At 30.6% G+C, this 21,704-nt stretch carries 19 protein-coding genes; 3 read left to right on the top strand and 16 right to left on the bottom strand.

Annotation, left to right across the window (positions count from 1 at the left end; genetic code table 11):
• The 10 genes from ACX6CF_RS09470 to ACX6CF_RS09425 form a co-directional block, all read right to left on the bottom strand.
• Positions 1-1,094, bottom strand: a 1,094-nt coding sequence (locus ACX6CF_RS09470; protein ID WP_458785084.1) for a Calx-beta domain-containing protein, incomplete at its 3' end; no start/stop codon positions are given.
• A 245-nt stretch (positions 1,095-1,339) separates the two neighbouring features.
• On the bottom strand, positions 1,340-3,139 hold the full coding sequence (locus ACX6CF_RS09465; protein ID WP_458785083.1) for a sensor histidine kinase: 1,800 nt from the start codon (positions 3,137-3,139) through the stop codon (positions 1,340-1,342).
• Positions 3,136-3,828 carry a response regulator transcription factor gene (locus tag ACX6CF_RS09460; RefSeq protein ID WP_458785082.1) on the bottom strand — a complete coding sequence of 231 codons (693 nt, stop codon included), beginning with the start codon at positions 3,826-3,828 and terminating at the stop codon, positions 3,136-3,138. The genes ACX6CF_RS09465 and ACX6CF_RS09460 overlap by 4 nt, the downstream gene beginning before the upstream one ends.
• 56 nt (positions 3,829-3,884) lie before the next feature.
• Positions 3,885-4,808 (bottom strand): DMT family transporter, encoded by a 924-nt coding sequence (locus ACX6CF_RS09455; protein ID WP_458785081.1) that lies wholly within the window; start codon positions 4,806-4,808, stop codon positions 3,885-3,887.
• 163 nt (positions 4,809-4,971) lie between these two features.
• Positions 4,972-5,262, bottom strand: coding sequence for a response regulator (locus tag ACX6CF_RS09450; protein WP_458785080.1), 291 nt, complete (start codon positions 5,260-5,262; stop codon positions 4,972-4,974).
• A 224-nt stretch (positions 5,263-5,486) separates the two neighbouring features.
• A complete protein-coding gene (locus ACX6CF_RS09445; RefSeq protein WP_458785079.1) occupies positions 5,487-5,855 on the bottom strand; it encodes a GntR family transcriptional regulator in 369 nt (122 codons plus the stop codon).
• The gene (locus ACX6CF_RS09440) at positions 5,852-6,505 is read right to left on the bottom strand and encodes an ABC-2 transporter permease (RefSeq protein WP_458785078.1); all 654 of its coding nucleotides are present in this window, start codon (positions 6,503-6,505) and stop codon (positions 5,852-5,854) included. The genes ACX6CF_RS09445 and ACX6CF_RS09440 overlap by 4 nt, the downstream gene beginning before the upstream one ends.
• On the bottom strand, positions 6,486-7,352 hold the full coding sequence (locus ACX6CF_RS09435) for an ABC transporter ATP-binding protein (RefSeq protein ID WP_458785077.1): 867 nt from the start codon (positions 7,350-7,352) through the stop codon (positions 6,486-6,488). The genes ACX6CF_RS09440 and ACX6CF_RS09435 overlap by 20 nt, the downstream gene beginning before the upstream one ends.
• Positions 7,353-7,423: 71 nt before the next feature.
• Positions 7,424-7,981: a DNA-3-methyladenine glycosylase I gene (locus ACX6CF_RS09430; RefSeq protein WP_458785076.1), complete on the bottom strand. Its 558-nt coding sequence runs from the start codon at positions 7,979-7,981 to the stop codon at positions 7,424-7,426.
• A gap of 69 nt (positions 7,982-8,050) precedes the next feature.
• A complete protein-coding gene (locus ACX6CF_RS09425) occupies positions 8,051-11,221 on the bottom strand; it encodes a DEAD/DEAH box helicase (protein ID WP_458785075.1) in 3,171 nt (1,056 codons plus the stop codon).
• A 241-nt stretch (positions 11,222-11,462) separates the two neighbouring features.
• Here ACX6CF_RS09425 and ACX6CF_RS09420 point away from each other — a divergent pair, with 241 nt between their 5' ends.
• Positions 11,463-13,202: an ABC-F family ATP-binding cassette domain-containing protein gene (locus tag ACX6CF_RS09420; RefSeq protein WP_458785074.1), complete on the top strand. Its 1,740-nt coding sequence runs from the start codon at positions 11,463-11,465 to the stop codon at positions 13,200-13,202.
• 56 nt (positions 13,203-13,258) lie between these two features.
• Here the strand turns inward: ACX6CF_RS09420 and ACX6CF_RS09415 are convergent, their stop codons facing one another.
• Both ACX6CF_RS09415 and ACX6CF_RS09410 read right to left on the bottom strand, forming a co-directional pair.
• Positions 13,259-15,322: a hypothetical protein gene (locus ACX6CF_RS09415; protein ID WP_458785073.1), complete on the bottom strand. Its 2,064-nt coding sequence runs from the start codon at positions 15,320-15,322 to the stop codon at positions 13,259-13,261.
• Between the two features lie 599 nt (positions 15,323-15,921).
• Positions 15,922-16,476, bottom strand: coding sequence for a TetR/AcrR family transcriptional regulator (locus ACX6CF_RS09410; protein WP_458785072.1), 555 nt, complete (start codon positions 16,474-16,476; stop codon positions 15,922-15,924).
• A 145-nt stretch (positions 16,477-16,621) separates the two neighbouring features.
• Between ACX6CF_RS09410 and ACX6CF_RS09405 the strand changes: the two genes are divergently transcribed.
• Together ACX6CF_RS09405 and ACX6CF_RS09400 are read left to right on the top strand one after the other, a co-directional pair.
• Positions 16,622-17,503, top strand: a complete 882-nt coding sequence (locus tag ACX6CF_RS09405; RefSeq protein WP_458785071.1) for an alpha/beta hydrolase — start codon at positions 16,622-16,624, stop codon at positions 17,501-17,503.
• Between the two features lie 207 nt (positions 17,504-17,710).
• Positions 17,711-18,157, top strand: a complete 447-nt coding sequence (locus ACX6CF_RS09400; RefSeq protein WP_458785070.1) for a cupin domain-containing protein — start codon at positions 17,711-17,713, stop codon at positions 18,155-18,157.
• An 85-nt stretch (positions 18,158-18,242) separates the two neighbouring features.
• On the opposite strand, the gene ACX6CF_RS09395 is transcribed toward ACX6CF_RS09400, so the two are convergent.
• The 4 genes from ACX6CF_RS09395 to ACX6CF_RS09380 all read right to left on the bottom strand — a co-directional run bounded on the left by ACX6CF_RS09395 (position 18,243) and on the right by ACX6CF_RS09380 (position 21,528).
• The gene (locus tag ACX6CF_RS09395) at positions 18,243-19,328 is read right to left on the bottom strand and encodes an AAA family ATPase (RefSeq protein WP_458785069.1); all 1,086 of its coding nucleotides are present in this window, start codon (positions 19,326-19,328) and stop codon (positions 18,243-18,245) included.
• Entirely contained in the window at positions 19,318-20,013 is a 696-nt protein-coding gene (gene pnuC / locus ACX6CF_RS09390; RefSeq protein ID WP_458785085.1) for a nicotinamide riboside transporter PnuC, read from the bottom strand. The genes ACX6CF_RS09395 and pnuC overlap by 11 nt, the downstream gene beginning before the upstream one ends.
• Positions 19,991-20,713, bottom strand: a complete 723-nt coding sequence (locus tag ACX6CF_RS09385) for an NUDIX hydrolase (protein WP_458785068.1) — start codon at positions 20,711-20,713, stop codon at positions 19,991-19,993. Before ACX6CF_RS09385 ends, pnuC begins: the two co-directional genes overlap by 23 nt.
• Before the next feature lie 245 nt (positions 20,714-20,958).
• Positions 20,959-21,528 (bottom strand): L-2-amino-thiazoline-4-carboxylic acid hydrolase, encoded by a 570-nt coding sequence (locus ACX6CF_RS09380; protein WP_458785067.1) that lies wholly within the window; start codon positions 21,526-21,528, stop codon positions 20,959-20,961.
• Positions 21,529-21,704 lie beyond the last annotated feature (176 nt).

Here is a 21,704-nt window from a genome sequence, read left to right as displayed (position 1 = left end):
GGTTTATATATATATAAACCAGTGGAAGTTTTTTCCTTAGGAATAGTAAGACTAAATGTCAATGTATCTGTCCCAGTACCATCTATATAATTGGCATAAGCTACTGAATCATCAGCAAATCTAATAGGTAGTTGAGGTACGCCACCGCTTACATTAACTATTTCACTAAATTTAGCAGATATGTATAGTTCATCACCATCGGAATAGGGTTCTGAGGTATTTCCAACTACGTGAAATGATTGTAGGTTAGGTGCGATAGTATCCGTAAAATATATCTGAACTTCTCCATAATCTATATCGCCATCATCACCGCCTAATCCTTCTGCATTTTCCACATCACCTTTTCCATAAATATAATTATATGCTGTAACATTATATTCACCAGATTCATACCAGCCATCTTCAGATCCATAATAATTAGAAGCTCCAACAGAAGCACTCCCATTTGAAGCATTTGATGCTAAAATATTTAGTCTGACATTTGATGCATTCGTTCCAATGTCAGCTCTAAATTTCGCTTTAATTGAACTTCCCATTTCCTTCCAATAACTGTAACTACTCATACTTTGGATGGGTGTTGTATAACTGCTATTACTTTCATAATGATGCCTATTAGAGTCTTTATACAAAATATGCCAAGAATTCAATCCATTCATGGTTATGCTATCAGTATGACTAATCAATACTTTACAAACATCTCTATCAATATCTTTTACTGCATTGCCTTCTATCTTATATATTTCAACATAGAAAAACCGATTCTCTTTTTCCCAAGTGTTGAATGCCAGTGTATCAATGGTTATATTTTTGCTTATTTCTCCACTATTGAAGACAGCACTTCCAGTTTTTGCAGTGAAGTGTGTACCACCAATCCCAGAACCATTGATTGTTCTATAATATACAGTCACGATATTTGAAGTATCTCCTGTTCTTTCAATGGTTATAGAAGCATTTCCGTCATATGCTACTGAAACGTTTGTATCTCTAAGATTTACGCTTGAAAAATCTATTGCGTATATCTTTTCAACGCTTACCACTGAAGAAATTAGTACTATTGATAATACTACTGACATTATAAAAAATATTTTTTTCATGGCACACTCCTAATCTAATGGAATTTATTTTTCCCACAAAAAGATTGTGAAAGATTCCATTAATATCTAAATTCATTAATATATGCTTAATTAGTTAACTATTAATCTATATAATAGCTGTTGTCATATATGATATATTAGCATTTTTTAGCAAAAAAAGGATTAAAGCTTACCATTTGGTAAGATTTAATCCTTTTTTATTTATATATAATAGTTAGATAATTGTGTAAGTTCAACATCCATTGCTATTTTTTTATAGGAAAATACAATTTAATTTTAGTACCAATGTTTTTTTGACTAACTACTTCAATTTTTCCTTCTAGCCCATTAACAATCTCTTTCACAACACCAAGGCCAAGACCTAAGCCATCTATGGACCGATTATTATCAATTCGATAAAATGCATCAAATATCAATTCTTGTTTATCTTTATCCATACCGATTCCCGTATCTTCAACTGATATCACCACTTCTTTATTGAGTTCATAACGAATTGTCACTTCGCCATTTTTCTTATTGTATTTAAAGGCATTATCGACTAGATTGTACAGAAGTCTATCTAATAGCATTGGTATAATGGGTAGATAATAATCTTCCAAACCACAATCAACACTAAATGTCAAATCATCTTTATGCTGTAGACGATAATATTTCTCAATCTTCTTAATACTCTCTTGAATGCTAGCTTTATGGTTAATCTGATCAAACCGTTCTGCATTAATATAGTAATTAAGATTATCTGTCATTTTTTCTAATTCCAATAATGCACCCATACTTGCATCCATATATTCTTTTCGTTCCTCACTACTCATCTCATAGTTTTCTATCATCTGATAATTGAGTTTAGCTACAGATAAAGGTAAGCGTAGATCATGACTTATACCTCTTATCAAATCAAGCTTTTCGATTTCTTTATGTTTCTTTTCTAATAGTTTCATCTTATTGACATATACGAAAAAAACAGATACTAAAAATCCTAACACATAAATAATACTACCAATTTGCGGTCCAAGAACAATTGATGAAATAAAACCTTGTTTTATTATATTAGCTACCAAAGCGATATTACACATATTGAATCCTGAAAAAACGCTATAAGTAATAATTAAAATCATAGCATGAGGTTTTCTTTTAACATAGCCCATAATTTTCATTGAAAAAATAACTATAGCACCTAATACATAAAAAATCATTGACCTATCAGTAATAAAACTTTTCACTAAAACCAAATAGACAGCACTATAGATAAATAAATATCTTTTTTTTATTTTAAAATCAAAAAGTCTATACACTAAACTTTGATACAAAATATAGTTTATAGCACTTGTTAATCTATCTATAAAGAGAAAATTAGAACTTGTAATACCTACTAGATTACTAATTAATACAAATTCTCCTGACACTACACTTTTATATAAAGATGTTAAACCAATAAGGATAACTACAAACATATATACAACTCTGTCTTTAAAGAAAATAAACCCACTAATTATTAAAATGATTAAAAACAAACCAAACATAATCGTACTATACCCACTCCTAATAGCCAGATATTTACGGACACCCTCTCTAGAACTATACAATATCATTGGGTCCTTTAATGCTTTGGAATAGTTTTTAATACTAACTTGTACCACTTGATGACCCGACCGTTCAACATAATCGTTCGATTCAATATGTATAACACCATATGCAATCTCTTTAGTATATCCAGTCATTGATTTATCAACATTTTGTCTTTCAACATGATTGTTGACCTTGATGATATAGCCACTTTCACTATCTTCATAAACAAATGTTACTGGTTGCTTTTTATCTGATTTCACATTAAATGTATACACTGACTCCTTCTTTTGAGTCAGCAATAATACGTGCATGGAATCATCCCTAACATTTTCTACATCAAGGGTATTTTGTTTTAATTCACTATACTGTGTAACGTTTGTATTCAATGTATTATAAACCCAAAAAACACCTATATTAATAGTAATCATAAGCAATAAAATAAATGCGATTTTTTTATAGACCTTCCCTATCTGCCTCATTTATTTTCCCTCTGTTGGCATACAACTAATTGATATCCTTTACCATAGAAGGTTTCTATTATGATTTCTTCACTTCCAATTGCTGTTATATTTTTTCTAAGCCTTGCAATCAACGTTTGCATTCGCACATTTTCATTAACTTCTTCACTAAAAAAGCTACCGAATTCATTTCGTTTCAAGTAACTATCCTCTTCCTTTTTTTCAACCAGTACTTTTAATAACTTTATCTGGCTAGGTTGAATAACAAAAGATTTCCCTTTACATGATAAATAGTGTGTCTCTGTATTAAATGAAATGTCCCCAATCTCATATTCTTTTAATTCAGATAATATACGTTTTTTCAGTGCATTCAATTTATAGATTAGTTCATATAAATCAAAGGGTTTTGAGATATAATCATCTGCTCCGTTTTCATAAGCTTGGGTCTTACTTTTTGAATCATTTAAAGCAGATATCATTATAATCCGGCAATTATTATAAGCCCTAAGATAAGGAATCAAATCATAGCCACTTCCATTTGGCAACATCACATCCAACAAAACTATATGTGGACTTATACTCATATATACTGACTTTGCTTCTTGAAAATCCATAACTCCAACAGCTTCGTATTTTTCCTTTTTCAACATTTTTACAAGAGTTTGATTTAAAGCCTTTTTGTCTTCAACTACCATCACCTTAATATTCATGATAAGCTCCTCTTTATGTAGATTTCTCTTCTATATGTTTAGCCAATACTTTTATTTTACCGACACATCTTTCTATCCCTTTTACCTCCAAAATAATTAGTTCCCCAAACTCCAGATAAAATCATAACAGCTCCAACAATCTGATACCAGTAAAATGGTTCATTCCTTATTAACACTCCAGCAATTATTGATGTAACACTTGATAGATTGGCAAAAACAGCAGCTCTAGATGCTTCAATTTTTGCCAATGTATAATTTATTAAAAAGAATGCTATGACTGAAGATAGTATTCCTAAATAAAATACTGCTATAACTACTTTAACATTCATTAGAGGAACAAAATAATTGGATATTTCACCTTTCACTAAATGTTGTATTACAGCAGTTCCATTAAAAGTTATTGCACCAATCCACATCATTGCATAGGTCAATTCTACTGGTTTGAAGTCCGCTGAATATTTTCGTGATAATACATTAAATATTGAACCAAATAGGACTGCTAATAAAAGTAATAACATCCCCATTATATTGGAGCCTATTTCACCACTCTTCATAACAATAATAAAAATCGCTCCTATAACGGATAATCCCACAAAGATTATTTGTATCTTGCTTGGAAATTCTTTTAAAAATATTATTGCTAATATTGTTACTACAATAGGTATCAGAGCTATCATCATTCCAGCTTCTGAAGAATTAGTCAGCTTAATACCAAAAATTTCACATATGAAATAAGCTACTGGCTGTGTCAATCCAATTACTATCAATTTATGAATCGCTTTTCCTTTATATTCAACTCTAATTACTTTAGCTATTCTCAGAATTGATAGTACTATCACTGCCATTCCAAATCTAAAAGCCAGTAAATGAAATGGATCAATTTCAGATAGTGCTTCTTTTGTAAATAAAAAAGAAAATCCAAATATCAAAGCCATTCCCGTACCAGCTAAATAGGGTAAATATTTTTCTTTCTCTGCCATAATTCTACCTTCCTTTAGTTGTATAGTGCTGCTGAATATTTTCATCTTATTACACAACTGGTATAGTGAAACTAATTTTAGTTCCCTTACCTACTTGGCTCTTGACTAAAATTCTTCTACCATACGATTATAGCTAATATAAATAGCTTGTTCATTAACATCTTTAGGTAATTTTAAAGGTTTGAAGATACCTTTGGATACATGATTCATTACGTATACGCCTGCAAATCTCCATACCATCATCATCAGGAAACATTATATCCAGAATAACAAGGGAAGGAGAGAAGCTTCTAAATTTCTCATTAGCTTCTCTTCCATTATAGGCAGTTGTCGTTTTCATACCTTCATTTGCTATGAAATCACTAAGTATATTTGTTTCTATTTCTTCCAGTATAACATTTTCTGTACTCATATATAACCAGTAAAAACTATTTTGTGAATTTTGTTCATCCACTCTTTCTTTTTAACATAGCAATGGCTGATTTTAATCCAATAATCATACTACCACCCCTTACTCATAATAAAGTCAAAGATTTGTTTTTCACGTTCTTCTAGGCTATCAACCATGAATTGATCTAGATTTAATTCACCATCTATTTTACCATCTTTGATGAAAGCAAAAAAACTATCCGCCTATATTAAGCGGATAGATATAAATGAAGTCTTGAATTTTCTATATTAATAATGTACCTTAATCAACTCAGTTATCTCTGATAATGTAAGACCTAATTCCTTATAGTACTCAATATCTTTTGCCATTTTTTTATGTGTTAATTCATCTCTTTTATTTTTAATTTCTTTAGATGTTAATTCTGCTACAAAGCATCCACGCCCAGTAATAGTATAAATAAATCCCTCTCGTTCAAGTGCTTCCCATGCTTTTTTGACTGTAATTATGCTAATTCGTAATTCTTTTGCTGCTGTTCTTATTGGTGGTAGGCTATAATTGCTTTTCAAATCACCTTTAATAATCTGTGAACTAATTTGTTCAAATAATTGTTGGTAGATAGGCTTATCAGATGTATTAGATATAGCGATATTTATCATATATCTACCTTAGCAAATCTCTTAACTGATATTTTATATGCTATTATTGCTGATATGATAAATATTAAAATCCCTCCACCAAGAATCCCCACTTGTAAATATATACTACTTGCATCTGGTCCTTTTAGATACATATTTATACTTGGGTTAAACAGAGCAAGTAGTTCTACTATCGATGCAAATATTATAATAGCAGCATCTGATACAATCACAGGGGCACCATATTTATAGGCGGTTTTATAGAACATTGGAAAGAATATTATATTGAACAATGCAAACATGATGAATGTAAGCCCAAAGAACGCAATATTAGGTTTTAGGAAAATAAATTTTGCGCTATTATATAGATTATTATTAATGATTGCAAAGAAAACAGCAATTATAATATGGAGTAACTCTAATGTAATTACTGATAGCATTCTTGATTTAACTATATCTTTTTTAGTCACAGGCATCATAATTGATAGCATGAGATCATTTTGAGCCTTATATGTTGCGAACATATTGGGTACGGTTATAAAACAAAAATACATAAGTACAATGAAATATAGCCATCCTGGTATAAGCATCAATGCACCTGTTAGCACCGGCAAAAAATAGAAAAATGGACTAATTCCCAATTTAAAGTCTTTAAACAGTAAATTCTTCATCGTCATCCTCCTTCTTCGCATAATATATCATAATGTCTTCTAAGCTAGGTGCTTTAACACGTACTCCATCATTTTCCCTAAATCTATCACTTTTAACTAAACCCGTAAAGCCAAAAGAATTTACTTTATAAGAAATCAAATCTCTTTTTATATCATCTAACTGATCTTCAGAACCATTTATAAGCCTATATGAATTGATAAAATCATCTTTCGTCTTACTGGCAACAATTTTACCGTTATTAATATAAGTAATATAGTCTGCACATTTTTCTAAGTCAGATGTAATATGAGTAGAGAATAGTATACTTCTCTCACCATCCTCAACTAATTCTTGAAATAAATCAAGTATATTATCCCGTGCTACAGGATCTAGTCCACTAGTCGGTTCATCAAGGATAAATAATTTTGCATTATGGGATAGTGCAATAGCCAATGAATATTTTACCTTCATTCCTTCTGACAATTCAGATATCTTTTTATCTGGATCTAGTTTAAACCTTTTAAGATAATAAGTATATAATTCCTCGTCCCAATTAGTGTAAAATCCCTTGATAACATTGGTTACATTTTTAACTCTACTTTTTGTATAGAAATCTACACCGCCGAAGATATAACCAATATCCTGCTTTAATATAATTTCATTTTCAATAAAATTCATGCCCAAAATTGATATTTCACCACTATCTTTATGAACCATATTCAAAATTGATTTAAGTGTTGTTGTTTTTCCCGCACCATTACTGCCGATGAATCCCATAATATAGCCTTTTTCTAATTTAAAAGAAATATCTTTGAGTTGGAATTTTTCATATTTTTTGTTTAATTTTTCAACTTTTAAAGCTATCAAATATAAAACCCCTTTCAATATTGTGTTTGTTGTGTATACACAATATATCATTTTGGTTTGGATTTGTCAACTTAGATTTGTCTTTTCCAACAATCAGCCCCATGGTCATCCACCATACCAATCGCTTGCATGTAAGCATATATAATGGTTGATCCTACAAATTTCATACCACGCTTTTTAAGATCCTTTGCTATCTTATCACTTATATCCGTAGTTACAGGAACATCTGCCATCGATGAGAAATTGTTGACCAATGGTTTGTTATCCATGTATGCCCATAAATAGGTATCAAAACTTCCAAATTCCTTCTGAATCGCAAGAAAAACGATGGCATTGGTTCTTGCTGCATAGATTTTCAGCTTGTTGCGGATTATTTTTTCATTACTGCGAAGATCTTCAAGTTCCTCATCTGTCATCTTGGCCACTAATTCAGGATCAAAACCTTTAAAGGCTTCACGGTAACCCTCTCTTCTTTTTAAAATCGTATACCAGCTTAATCCGGCTTGTGCACCTTCTAATATGATAAACTCAAACAGCTTTTGATCATCATGAACAGGAACTCCCCACTCTTCATCATGATACTTAGCATAGAGTTCTTGTCCTTCTTTATTTCCAAAACATCGCTTCATTGTTTTCTCCTTGATTAAAATTATATTTGTACTACCTAACGATACTTACTTTCTAATTCATATTCAATTCTAATTAGCTAAATTCAAATTCTCCTCCAAGAATCTAGCTGGCATGTCATACTCCAATTCCCAAATAAAACTCATTGGCTTTGATCCACTATGTGAAACATATTTTGCCTTACCCATGAAAATAAACGGACTAGCAAAACCATCACGATTTCTATATTCACGAACAAATAATAAAATATCATGATTATTTTTTAAATGGTTGATATAACGTTGTGCAGTAGGTGTTGTTTCAGCAGTTTTATTCTGTGTTTGCCAGTGAAAACGGTGTTCGTTAATTGGATAATCTTCATACATGGTTACTTCTGAGAAATCCTTATCACTTTTATTTAGTGTAATTAGAAATATATCTGTATTGCTTTCTTTAATATGCAATACTCCTTCTCTAAATGCAGGCATTTTCCACTCACTATAATATCCAATACCTGCTAATATCTGATTTGTAGTATATGTACAATGCACATCAAGAGGACTATCAATATTCATCTTTTGATGGTTATCTACAAAACTGATATGTTCGTATTGATAAGTTAGAATCTCTATTATCTCTTCACATAACATCTTATTTTCACGAATCTTACCTAGACCATCATTCATTGAGTTAAAACCTTCATTATCGGGTGTTTTATTATAGAAACTATAGTAAAAAATAGCTGTAACCTTAGTATCTGTAATTTCTTTCATATCACCACTAAAATACTTGATACCTATATTTAACAATCTTTTACTATCAATATAAAACAAATTCTTGAATCTCTTAACCATGGTCATATCATAACTTGAATCCATAGTGTTATTTAATGCAAGACATTTTAAGGAATATAGGCTTCTATTTCCAGACTTACCATAGAAATCAATCAAGCTCATATCATGATATTTCAAAAAGTTTCTTAGGGTCAATGGGCGATTTGTTTCTGTCTGATAAGTTCTTATCCTGCTAATAATAGCACTTTTATTAATAATAGCATTACGAATATTGCTAAGAATATATTCCTTAGCTAACTTTTCCATTTTTATATGACATCCTCTTGGTAGACTTAAAACCTCGTCTCCTATTGAGTCTCTAACAGATTTTTTCGATTTATGAATCAATGCTCTGAAGCGTTCATCATAGTTATATTTTTCATGAGCTCTTCCTACATAATCCAATACGGTCAAACACTCTTTATTCTCAGCATGTCTAAGACCACGACCAAGCTGTTGTAAAAAAACAGTTAAACTTTGTGTAGGTCGTAGAAATAAAACAGTATTCACTTCTTGAATATCCACACCTTCATTGTAAACATCAACAGTAAATATTATTTTAATTTGCCCTGATTTCAACTTGTTTTTAGCTTGGCTACGCAAGTTTTTATCTGTTTTACCTGTAACTGAAATAGCTTCTATCCCATAATCATTAAAGGATTTTGTCATGAACTCTGCATGTTCTACACTAACGCAGAATCCAAGTGCTTTTAAATCCTCGAAGTCTGTTAAGTATCTCTCCATACTATTTAAAACAGTACGAAGACGTTTTTCATGATTGATTTTATAGAGATTGGTAAGCTCACTGACCTGATAACCTCCATTGGTCCACTTAAGTCCCGATAAGTCAATATCATCTGATACACAAAAATAATGAAATGGTGACAACAACTTATGGTCAATTGCTTCAGGAAGTCGCATCTCTGAAGCTATGCGACCATCAAAGACTTCTAATATATTCTTACCATCCATACGCTCTGGTGTAGCCGTTAAACCTAATAAAATCTTTGGCTCATAGTAGTTTAATAAAGTCCCATAAGAATTGGAAGCACTATGGTGAAATTCATCCACTATAATAAAGTTATAAAAATCTGATGTAGTCTTATTCATTAACTTTTGACTATTAAATGACTGTATGGTAACAAACAAATAATCTAATGAATTTGGTTTATAATTACCTGTTAACATCTCCCCAAAATCAGGCTCTTTCAATATGCCTCGAAATGTATCCATTGCTTGTTTTAATATTTCTTCACGATGAGCAACGAATAGCAATTTAGCATTAGGATTCTTTTTATAAAACTGTTTGAAGTCAAAAGCAGCTATGACAGTTTTTCCAACACCTGTTGCTGCAACAACGAGATTCTTATACTTACCAAAAATTTCACGCTCAGCTTGTAAAGTATTAAGAATATCTTGTTGATAGGCATAAGGACGAATGTCAAAAAAAGTCATGGATGAGGTCATATCATTATCATAATCCCCACTACGTTCTTTTAAAATGGCAGATTTCAGTTTATTTAGATTAGCTTCATTACCTGATGTGAATGATTCAAAATCATAGCTATTCCAATAACTTTCAAAAGTTGCTTGAAACTTACGAACAACTTCAAATGAATCCTTTTCACTCACTTTCAGATTCCATTCAAGCCCACTTGTCATTGCAACTTTTGACATGTTTGATGAACCAATATATGCAGTTGTGAATCCCGAATCTCGATGAAATAAATATGACTTTGCGTGCAATCTAGTACGCTTGGTTTCATAGGATATTTTTATCTCCACATTAGGTAATTGGGCTAATTTCTCAATAGCTCCTGCATCTGTAGCTCCCATGTAACAGGTTGTAATAATTCTCACCTTTTTATTAGTATCCTTAGTAAATGTCTTCAACTCATCAAATATAAGTCTTAACCCACTCCATTTAATAAATGAAATCAACATATCAATACCATCGCTAGACTGAATCTCTTTTTTTAATTCAGATACTAGATCTGGCTCTTTCACAGACCCTGTAAAAAGAGAGCTGGTTGCAATGGAAGTAGCTGGGCGAACTGGTAATAATTTATCATTTAGTGCGGATGCAGTATTTAATGTTGAATAAATAGATAAAAGTAGTTCTGATGTTTTAGATACTTTGTAATTATTAAATGTATCCAAATCAAGATTTTCAGATAGTAATTGTATCAAGCGATTACATAATTCTATTTGATAGACTAAATTTCTTTTGTCTTTTCGTTCTTTGCGATTGTCTTCACGAATGAATATCAATGCTTTGCGTACTACTTCTTCTATGTATTTTGATAATATTAAATCAGCCTCTGCTTCATCAATTGGCTTTTTCTGTGAATCCTGATTCAAGTTTTCCAGATGAGCTATCTTGTTCTCAATTTCTTTGTTTATTAGTTGTTCATATATTCCTTGTATCATTTTATTTACCTCTTTTAGATTTTTGTTTATCATATTTAACTCATAGTATTCATTTTATCACGAAAAGCTTTAATATGAAATGATTGATATTAGTCGTAAAAAATGGTATGCTATCAACTGTGAATCCAAAAAACATTGACATTATTACATAATAATCAATAAAAAATTGTTATTATGAAGATTATATATTGAAGAGCTTAATTTTATAGGCTTTTTTAAAGTGATAAAGAGAGGTAATAATATGATAAAAGTTGATAACTTGTCCTACTCATTTCCCCAAAAAGAATTATATAATAATATTTCATTCACATTGGAAGACGGTCACCATTGCGCTTTTATAGGAACAAGTGGTAGTGGAAAAAGTACACTGATAGATATAATTATGAATCCAGAAAAATATATGTTTGATGGTAAGTTAGAGATAGAACCCAATTGTAGATTTGGGTATGTAAGTCAGTTCTCACAACTAGACAAAACGAAAGAAACTACCGTTTACGAATATATAGCAGAAGAATTTATTAAACTACAAAAAGAAATAACATCCATTTGTACTGAAATGGAAACTTCTTCGGATATTGATAATTTGCTAGAAAAATACCAACAAGCTTTAGATGCATTTGACGCCATTGGTGGCGATGATTTTGAAAGCAAAATTAATAAAAAACTACATCTTGCTAACCTAATCAAGCATAAAGACCTGATGATATCTGAACTTAGCGGTGGGGAATTCAAACTTGTCCAAGTGATTAAGGAAATGCTTCATAGCCCTGACTTAATGATTATGGATGAACCAGATGTTTTTTTAGACTTTGAAAACCTTAATTCTCTTAAGAATCTAATTAATTCTCACAAAGACATAATGTTAGTTATTACCCACAACAGATATCTATTGAATCATTGTTTCAACAAAATTGTGCATCTTGAAAATATGGAACTCCAAGAGTTTGATGGAAGATATATGGATTATAATTTCTCATTACTTCAATCTAAAATTGAGTTGCAAGAGCTTGCTATTGCCGATGATGAAGAGATTAAGAGGAACGAAATCTTAATTAATAAACTAAGATCTGTTGCAAGTAATAATGCTGAAGCTGCTAAAGGGAAATCTCTTAAAGCTAGAGTTAAAATTCAAGAGAGATTAGAAAAACGTAGAATAAAAGCACCATTCGTGGATATTAAACAACCTGAGATCCATTTATCCACTGATAATGAAATAGAAGAAACCATTGCTTTAAAAGTTAATGATTACAGCGTTGCCTTTGATGAGATACTTTTAGAAAATGTTAACTTTGAAATCAAATCTACTGATAAAGTAGCTCTTATAGGTTCAAATGGTACTGGAAAAACCACATTACTCAGAGATATCTTTAAAAATAATCAAGATTCCATTGAAATAAATTCTGACGTTGAAGTGGCTTATTTATCTCAGCTTCAAGGAGAAATACTAAATGAATCAAATACAATACTTGAAGAATTCTTAGACGCTGGATTTGAAACTTATCAAGAAATCAAATCATATGTTTCTAATTATGGTTTTGACGAAGAAATCGTTGATCAAAAGATAGGATCTTTATCTGGTGGAGAAAAGAATATACTTCAATTGGCTAAAATTTCTGCTAGCAAAGCAAATATGTTACTTCTAGATGAACCGACAAGTCATTTAGATACCTATTCACAAATAGCCCTTGAAGAAGCTATAAAAAACTATAACGGTGCCATTATAATGATTTCTCATGATTACTATTCTATAATAAATTGCATGGATTATGTTTTAATCATTGATGATAAAACAATTAGAAGAATGCGTATGCGGACATTCAGAAAAATGATTTATGCTAATCATTTTAATAAAGATTATCTAGAAATTGAACAAAAGAAAAAATCAATTGAAACCAAAATAGAATTGGCTTTAAAAGACACTGATTTTGAACTTGCAAAGGTTTTATCTGAGCAGTTAGAAGATCTGATTAAGTTGCTTTAAATATACATATTGAGATGGCAGTAATAACCTGCCATCCCAATATATCTTAACTATAATTATTCTTGATTTTCATCATATACCAATTGTATCTTATCTAATATAAAACTATTTTTAGTACAACAAACATTAATATAAGTATCACCTGCATCAAAATATTCTCTTGTTCCCTCTAGCTTCTCAAATTCCCAAGTCCAGATACCACATGTATTTCGAATTGCAAATGAATCAAAAGTCCTACCATTTTCATCTGCAACGTTTATAAGTGAATAGTCGTTGAAATTAGCAACAAAATAATTCGGCATATAATAACCAGACCTAGGAATTGTTACTTTATATCTAGCAAAAGTAAAGCTTCCATCATCAAAATCATCACTTGTAAAAATTCCAACTCCCCCTACTTGGTCAATTGTCATACTAGTCATATTTTCGTGAGGTTCTTCCCCTTCTATAACTAATATAATATCATTTCCATAACTCTCCAATTGGGAATTAGCTTGTTCTATTCTATTATCTAAATCTTGTATTCTAACATCTATATCCCCCATAAGAGATTCGTCAGGTAAGTAACCTGCATCTAATAAACTCTGTTTTTTAACTAGTATCATATTTTCTTTAACATAGTTAGCTGAGTTAATAGCATATTCGATTTCTTCTTGACTTGCAGTCTTTCTATCCATTAAGTCAATAGCATTTGCTACATATGAGCTAATTAGATCATAAGACATTTGAAGATATTCAGCTCTTTCTTCTTCTTTATTTCCAATATATTGTAGAATCATGCACTTATAATCAAAATTATTGCCCTCTACCTCAATATTAAGTACCCCTTGATCTATGTCAATTTCTCTTGGAACACTTACTTTGACATTAGGTTGTCCATCTTCTGTACTGTCTGTCTCCATACTATAAACAATTTCTCCATCATTTAAATTTCTAACTGTAAAATTAACTGGATCACTATGTGTGAAGATATAACTTAATTCATAAGTTCCTGTTTTAGGAATGTATATTTGATAAGACGCTTTTCCGTTCTCGTTAAAATGTAATCCTAGATTAGGTTTTTCCTCACCATTCTCATCAACAAGTATTTTTTCCGTATTTTCGCTGAAATTTGAATAATAATTATTACCATAGATGAACATTGTATTTCCTCGTAAAAGCCATTTTGGATTTTGCCACAGACTTAAAGTATAATCTTCATTAAATCTTGATCTTGTTATATCAGCTTTATCTACCACCTTAGAATGTTGAATAATAAGTGGTCCATAATAATCTCTCTCTTCTTGGTCGAAATTATCCCATATATCATCTACTTCACTATTCCATAGATGACCTCTTTCTGTATATAATGGTGCTAATATTTTATCTACCATAAAAGAATTAAATTTCCCTTCTCTCTCTTTTGCTAGATAATACGTGTAATTCTCTGAGTTAGTTTTTGTTAAACATATTCCATAGTTCTTATTATCCTTATTTGCTGGAAGAAGAACTTTTTCAAAAGGTGTATCACTATCAGCAGAATAAAATTCAAGAATCAAATTCTCCATAGTTGCTTTACTTGGTATAGTTATTTTCTCAAGATTTTTTAGAGAATACTCCACTGGATTATTAGGTGAAAACTCAGGATATATTTTCACACGAAAAATCGTATCTGTATTAGTTGATTCAATATCACCTATATATCTACCTTTTGTTGAATATGGGTCATAAGCTATAATGTCAACTTTTTCATCATTGAAGTCTGGCGATATGTAATTGAGATACTCTGTCTTTCCACCATGTTCAATGCTATATTCTTCACAAGCATCAGCTATCAAAGGCAATAGTTTTTCAAGTACATTAGCTGCTACTTGCAATACAGAACTTGGTCCTTTAGGTTTAAAAGTAACAGTTGCTTGAGTATTGGCAGCTTTCCATACTCCTTTTATAGTTTTTTCTGTTATTTGTTCTTTGGGATGATTCTCAATACTTATCTCTTCCTCATCTATACCTATCAAAATTCCAATGTCCTCTATGGGATTGGTAGAAAAAGCATAGACTATATTGTTATTAATAAATGGGATAGAACTCGATATTGCTATTAATACGGCTAAACTTAATGCTAATATTATTTTTTTCATTGTAAATACCTCCATGAATTCCATTTATAATTTAATGTTTTTTTAGATTATTCAGACATATAATTTTATAAAATATTTATTATCTCCCTTCTTTAGAACCCTACCTCTCGCATAAATACTACATTTTGTTATAACCAACCCAAGTTATTACTTAATTCACATTTTTTGTAGTATTTGTAATTTTTTACATATTTATTTAATCATAATACAACTTAAAAGTCAACATTAAATTTTAAATTTTTCTATATTTTGATATTTTCTAACAAATTCACTTAATATTTAATTAAGTAAATTTTCAAAATTTATTACATTTTATTATATCAATACTAGTATTGATATAATATTAAACCCAAAACGTGTAATATTCTTAATTAAATTAGATATTGTTAAAAATATATATTTAAAGGTTTACATTTCATATACTAAAAAATAAAACTTTCTTATAAGATATAAAAAAAAGATTCTAAACTGGTCAATTTCGACCAGTTTAAATCTTCTCTGTAGTTATCATCTAGTGATAAATGGTAAAAACATATCTTACTATTTAATTTTGTATTGTCTTCAATTACAAGTACCTTTGCTTACCAATCTCCTTACTATTACAGCTGTCTAAATATTATTTTTTCCATTATTGTTGCCATTTGTTCAGGTGTTTCACGTTGTTCTTTATCCATCCATAGAGTTGTAATGCTCCAATAACCACCAATATTGAAATAATGAGCATAATAATATTTATCTTGCTGAATTCTCGTCTCATCTATTTGGTCTAAGGAAAGATGATCTACTAATACAGCAACATATGCCATAAACTCAGGCAATCTATCCCCAACAAAATATAGCATATCCGACTTACGTAGCAACTTAAGAAAATCCAGATGTTGGTTCCAAAACTCAAAGTAGGATAAACTAACAGTATATACGGTCATTTCATCTTTACTACGAATATTTTGTGCGAAATCTTTTAAAATCACATTGCAATAGATAACCAAAATATCGTCTTTAGTTTTAAAATGCCGATAAAAGGTTCTACGGCTTATATGTGCTTTTGAAGCAATATCAACAATAGTAATCTCCCTATAATTTTTCTTATCCATTAACTCAAGCAACGCACTTATTATCCACTCTTGTGTTTGATTTATTGTTATTTCTTTCATGTCTACTCCTCATGACACACTTTTTGAATAATGTGCCTATTTTCACTAATCTATTGTAAAATATTTTTTATAGTATTATACTACATTCAAAGCATATGGCACAAGTGTGCCATAGTTAATTTTTAATTATTGGGAGGTTATTATTATGATAAATACAAAAGAAGAATTCGATAAATATAATAAGCTGATGCCAGTACAATATACACATATTGATAAAGGAGATTTCCCATATCGTTATTATAAAAATACCAGCCCAGAAAAGGATGTCACATTAGTTTTTCTGGCTGGTGGTACTGGTCTAGCTGATACATTATTTCTTTTATTTAGTTCATTTGCAGATAAATATAGTTTATTGACATTCAATTATCCAAAGGCTTATAATACCAATGCTAAGCTAGCTGATGCTTTCGCCGAATTATTAAAGCATTTAGATGTACATAATGTTTATTTAGTTGGACAATCTTATGGTGGTTTATTTGCACAAGTCATGGCAAAACGACATCCTGCATCAATAAAAGGTCTTGTATTATCAGGAACTTGCTCTATGTATAACGACTTAACATACAATGGAATCACTAACATTGTAAGATTTATCAATCCTAAAAAACTTAAGAAAAACCTAATGATAGATAAACTCATTCCTAATGTATTATTACCACCATTTTTAAAACTTGTATTTAGAAAAGTATCAAAGAATAAAACCACACAAAACTTATCCACTGTTGTTGATTTATTAAAAGGATCAATCAAAAAAGACTATTGGTATCATATGGATTTATTGTTGGGAGACTTGATTAATGAATACGGAACTCATAAGCCAAATGATTTTGAGACTTTTCAAAATGAAGTAATGCTTATATTCTCAGAACAAGATACTATTTTTTGTGATGAACTGAATGATGCTTTAATACGATTGATGCCACCGTCAACAGTTATTAAAAATATAGATGGCGGACATCTCGCTCTAATTGTAAACCCTCAAAACTATATTAATATGATTAACACATTTATCTCTAAGCAGAATTAATTTTAAAGCCTTAATACAATCTATACTAATCACCTTCGTTAAACATAAATCATAAGATATTGTAAAGTAAATAAAGGAATGAGCATTATATATAAATATTATGAACCATATCCACCTCCTTACTGGGTTGACATACCCATTTATAACTCTTCCAAAGTGTATAATGTTTATGAACCATATCCTTCTCCATACGGGGTCAACACACTAATGTATAACTCAGAGAGACCATTTACTAAGTACAAAGATTATGGACCAGAACCATTTGTAGTCAATATTGATAAAGCTACTAAGAAAAACAACACTTACCGCACCGCTTTATGGACAGGAGAAAATCTTCAAGTTACCTTAATGAGCATTGATGTTGATGATGACATAGGTTTAGAAGTTCACCCTACCGTTGATCAGTTCATACGAATAGAAGAAGGTCAAGGACTTGTTGAAATGGGCGATACTGAAGACATGTTGTATTTTCAGCAAGATGTATATGATGACTATGCTATTATGGTACCTGCTGGCAAATGGCACAATGTAACCAATACCGGTGACATACCACTTAAGCTGTATGCAATCTATGCACCACCTGAGCATCCACGTGGTACAGTTCATGAAACTAAAGCAGATGCAGAAGCTGATGAAGAGTACTATGGCTATTAAACTAGTTATATATTAGAAAGGGTGTTTTAAGCATATGAAAATATTTTTATTTCATATGCTTAAAATGTAGTATTTTTCTATCAAATTAGTCTTTTATGTACCAATTACTTATTCTTTGGTAATCATCAATAGCAAACTTTGTTTCTATCAACCCTAAATGTTCTTCAATCAATTTCTTAGCTCCATTGAATCTTTCCACATAATCTCCTGAAATACAATGATATCTGAAACTATGGATATCTAATAATTCCTTTATTTGATTACTATATTTTTCACGGTCAGCTTCAATAATCTCACTTCGTGTTCCGTCCTGTACAAAATCTACAGTTGGTTCAAGAAATATTATCAAATCAAACATATTTATATTAGTGATTGCATCTGCTAGTAAATTACATTTAGCAATCTCCTCTTCTTTAGTCAATAGAAATTTTGAATAAAACATTGTAGTAATTGAATCCGTATCAACAAAAAGTATTTTATTGCTTTCCTTGATTGCATCCATTTCTTTAACTTTATGACGCAAAAGTATTTCATTGAAATCTTCCATTATCATCAATTCTTCATTTCCTGCAAATCCACAGATATCACGTCCAACTTCCTCTACATAATTTGTATTATAGGCTAAAGCCAGATTACGGACTAATGTTGATTTACCTGTACTCTCACCTCCAACAATCAATACTTTTTTTGTATAATAAGGTCTACAGACTTTCGGTATGTAATCCCAGTTATCAAATACCCATTTTCTAATATCTGTTGAACTTACTGGTACTTCATTTCTATCAAAATATACTACATCACTTTCAGGAGAATAAAGGCTTTCAAATCTATTTGTGCCTAGATAATCTGTACCGCAGAATACTGCATCAATAGGTTTGGCTATCGCTCTTTTTATATCTTCTGCTCCCTTCTCCCAATAGTAATCAGTATTATAATCCTCTTTATCCACAGCTTCATCTTCTATCAAAATAAGCTCTATATTGGATAGATGTCTACAACTATCATTTATCCATCTATAACGAAGCTCTTTGCTCGTGGATTCTCTTCCTTCACACCAACTAATTACGATATACAATTTCTTACACATCGATGCGGCTCTAATGATATCATGTATATGACCTATATGTAATGGATCAAAGGAACCTCCGTACATTCCAACATCATATTTCATTACTTATCCTCCTGCTCTCCTTAAACCACTTAATGAACATGAAAACTGCATTAAGAAGATAGACAATCCACATGAGTAAAGTCGCAATATCTGTTCCACCATTAATATAATCAATTACCCACATATATACAGTCACTAAATCTACAAGAATCCATATTATCCACTGTTCCATTAATCTTCTAACGCTTAAAATCATGGCAACTATACTTAGGCAGGTGGAGATACTATCAAAGTAAGGAAGATTACCTCCTAAACTCTTCAATATAAGTCCATAACCATATATACAAGCAGCTGATATAAGTATTAAAATAACTTCCCATTTTACAGTCAGTTTTGTTTTCTCAACTTCCTTTGTTTCTTGGTTCATATGTTTTCTCCACATGAACCAACCTACAAATTGCATAGGTACATAGTATAATCCATTCAACATAACCTCACCATAATATTTTACTTCAAAAGCAATCCATGCATAGAGTATTGTATTTACTAACCCAAATATGTAACAACTCATTTTACCTTTTCCTGTTAGTATTACACAAACTACACCAGTAACTCCTGCAATAATACCTCTTGCATTATCCCCCCAATATAATGATAGTGAAACAATTACAGCAACTGCAAACACCATCCATACTACTTCCCATTTTTTCCATCCTGTAAGCTCATCTTTTAAAAATCCCTTTATTCTGTTCATATTCTGTCTCCCTCAATCTATAATATTTACTTGGTCTGTGTGGTTTGTTTTCTGTCATCTTATCTGTCTCTTCAACTAATCCCTTTATCTTATTTCGAAAGTTAGCCTTATATAATGCTTTATTAAGAAGTATTTCATATATCTTCTGTAACTGAGGTAATGTAAATTCCTCTTCAACAAATTCAAAAGCTATTTTTGTATATGCTACCTTGTTTTTAGTTCTCTCCATAGCATATTTAATCATCTTCATATGGTCAAAGGCTAAGATTTCTTTATTATCAATAAGCCTATTAACTGAATAGAGCTTAACTTCTGATACTCTCTGGCCTTTAATTAATTTAAGCTTGTCTGCAGATACTATTGCCATATAAGAAATTGATATAATTCTCATCCTAGGGTCACGATCTATATCCCCCCATGTGAATAACTGTTCTAAATAGATATCACAGCTACCTATCTCTTCCTTGATTGTCCTGTATGCTGCTTCTTCCAATGTTTCATCAATTCTTACGAACACTCCTGGTAATGCCAAGGAATCTTTATAAGGCATCTCATTTCTTCTAATTAAAACAATCTTCAATTCATCATCTTCTATTGTAAAAATCAATAGGTCAACTGTCACTGAAGGTTTCTCATACTGTTCTTTATTATAAGTAATTAAAAATTCTTGTTCATGATTTTCTTCATTCATACAAAAGTTTCTCCTTTCTCAAAAGGTAGTTAGTAGTATATTAATACTAACTAGTTATATAATAGTATGCTTTTACTACTAAGTCAACATTTTTTTATTTTTGCAAGAATTATATATAAAACCTAAAAACATTCAACAAAAAAAGGATAACCATCAGTAGTTGACAATTTTTCATCAATCTATTGAATGATTATCCTATATATATTTCTTTATACTCTAACTTATCTTTCTATGTTTATATACTTTTACTTAGCCGCCTTCTTAAAAGTAAAATCGCATTTATCAGCTCCCATTCCAAGAGCACCTTCACGATAAAAGTCAATCTTTGTAAATACATCAAAGTTGATGTCATCACATTCACAGAAAGCTCTACACAACTCAGGGCATCCGTTCTCTACAGTAGCATCATGCCATAGGCACTTATGGACATAAGCAGTGAAACTCTTGCTATCATCATGAATCAATTCTGATTCCCAATTTCCACCTTTCAGAAGACTGTTAATAATATTTTTCTTGAATATTCTATAAAAGAAAGGTATTTTTTCCATTTTCCTAAATTGTTTTTTCATTCTTGCACATACAACATCTACCATATACTCTTTCACAATATCATAAGACTCCTGTTGCCCAATACCTGATTCCTGCAATATCTGATAAAGTGCGATTCTTGGCATAATCGTATTTCTGAGTGTTTTCATCTGTTTCTTAGTTTTTCCTGATGTCTTGTTTAGAAGCTTCTCTAATCTTACTTGTTGAAGAGAAAACAAATCATTACCCTTATTTTCTCCGAATTTCTCTACTAAGAAAGTATTCATATAATGTCCCCCTTTTCTTAAATTGTTATCAATAATACAACAAATAATTATCATCTAAATATCATTAATAATAATTCAAATCATGATTCATTTTTTATATTAACATTCATAAATCAATTATAATTGATATCCATTATCATTTATACCACATAAGAGCAAAAAAAATACACATTTTA

The organism is Vallitalea sediminicola, from assembly GCF_054408565.1.
The sequence above is the reverse complement of the archived record's forward strand: the minus strand, read 5'-3'. Positions and strand labels throughout refer to the sequence as shown.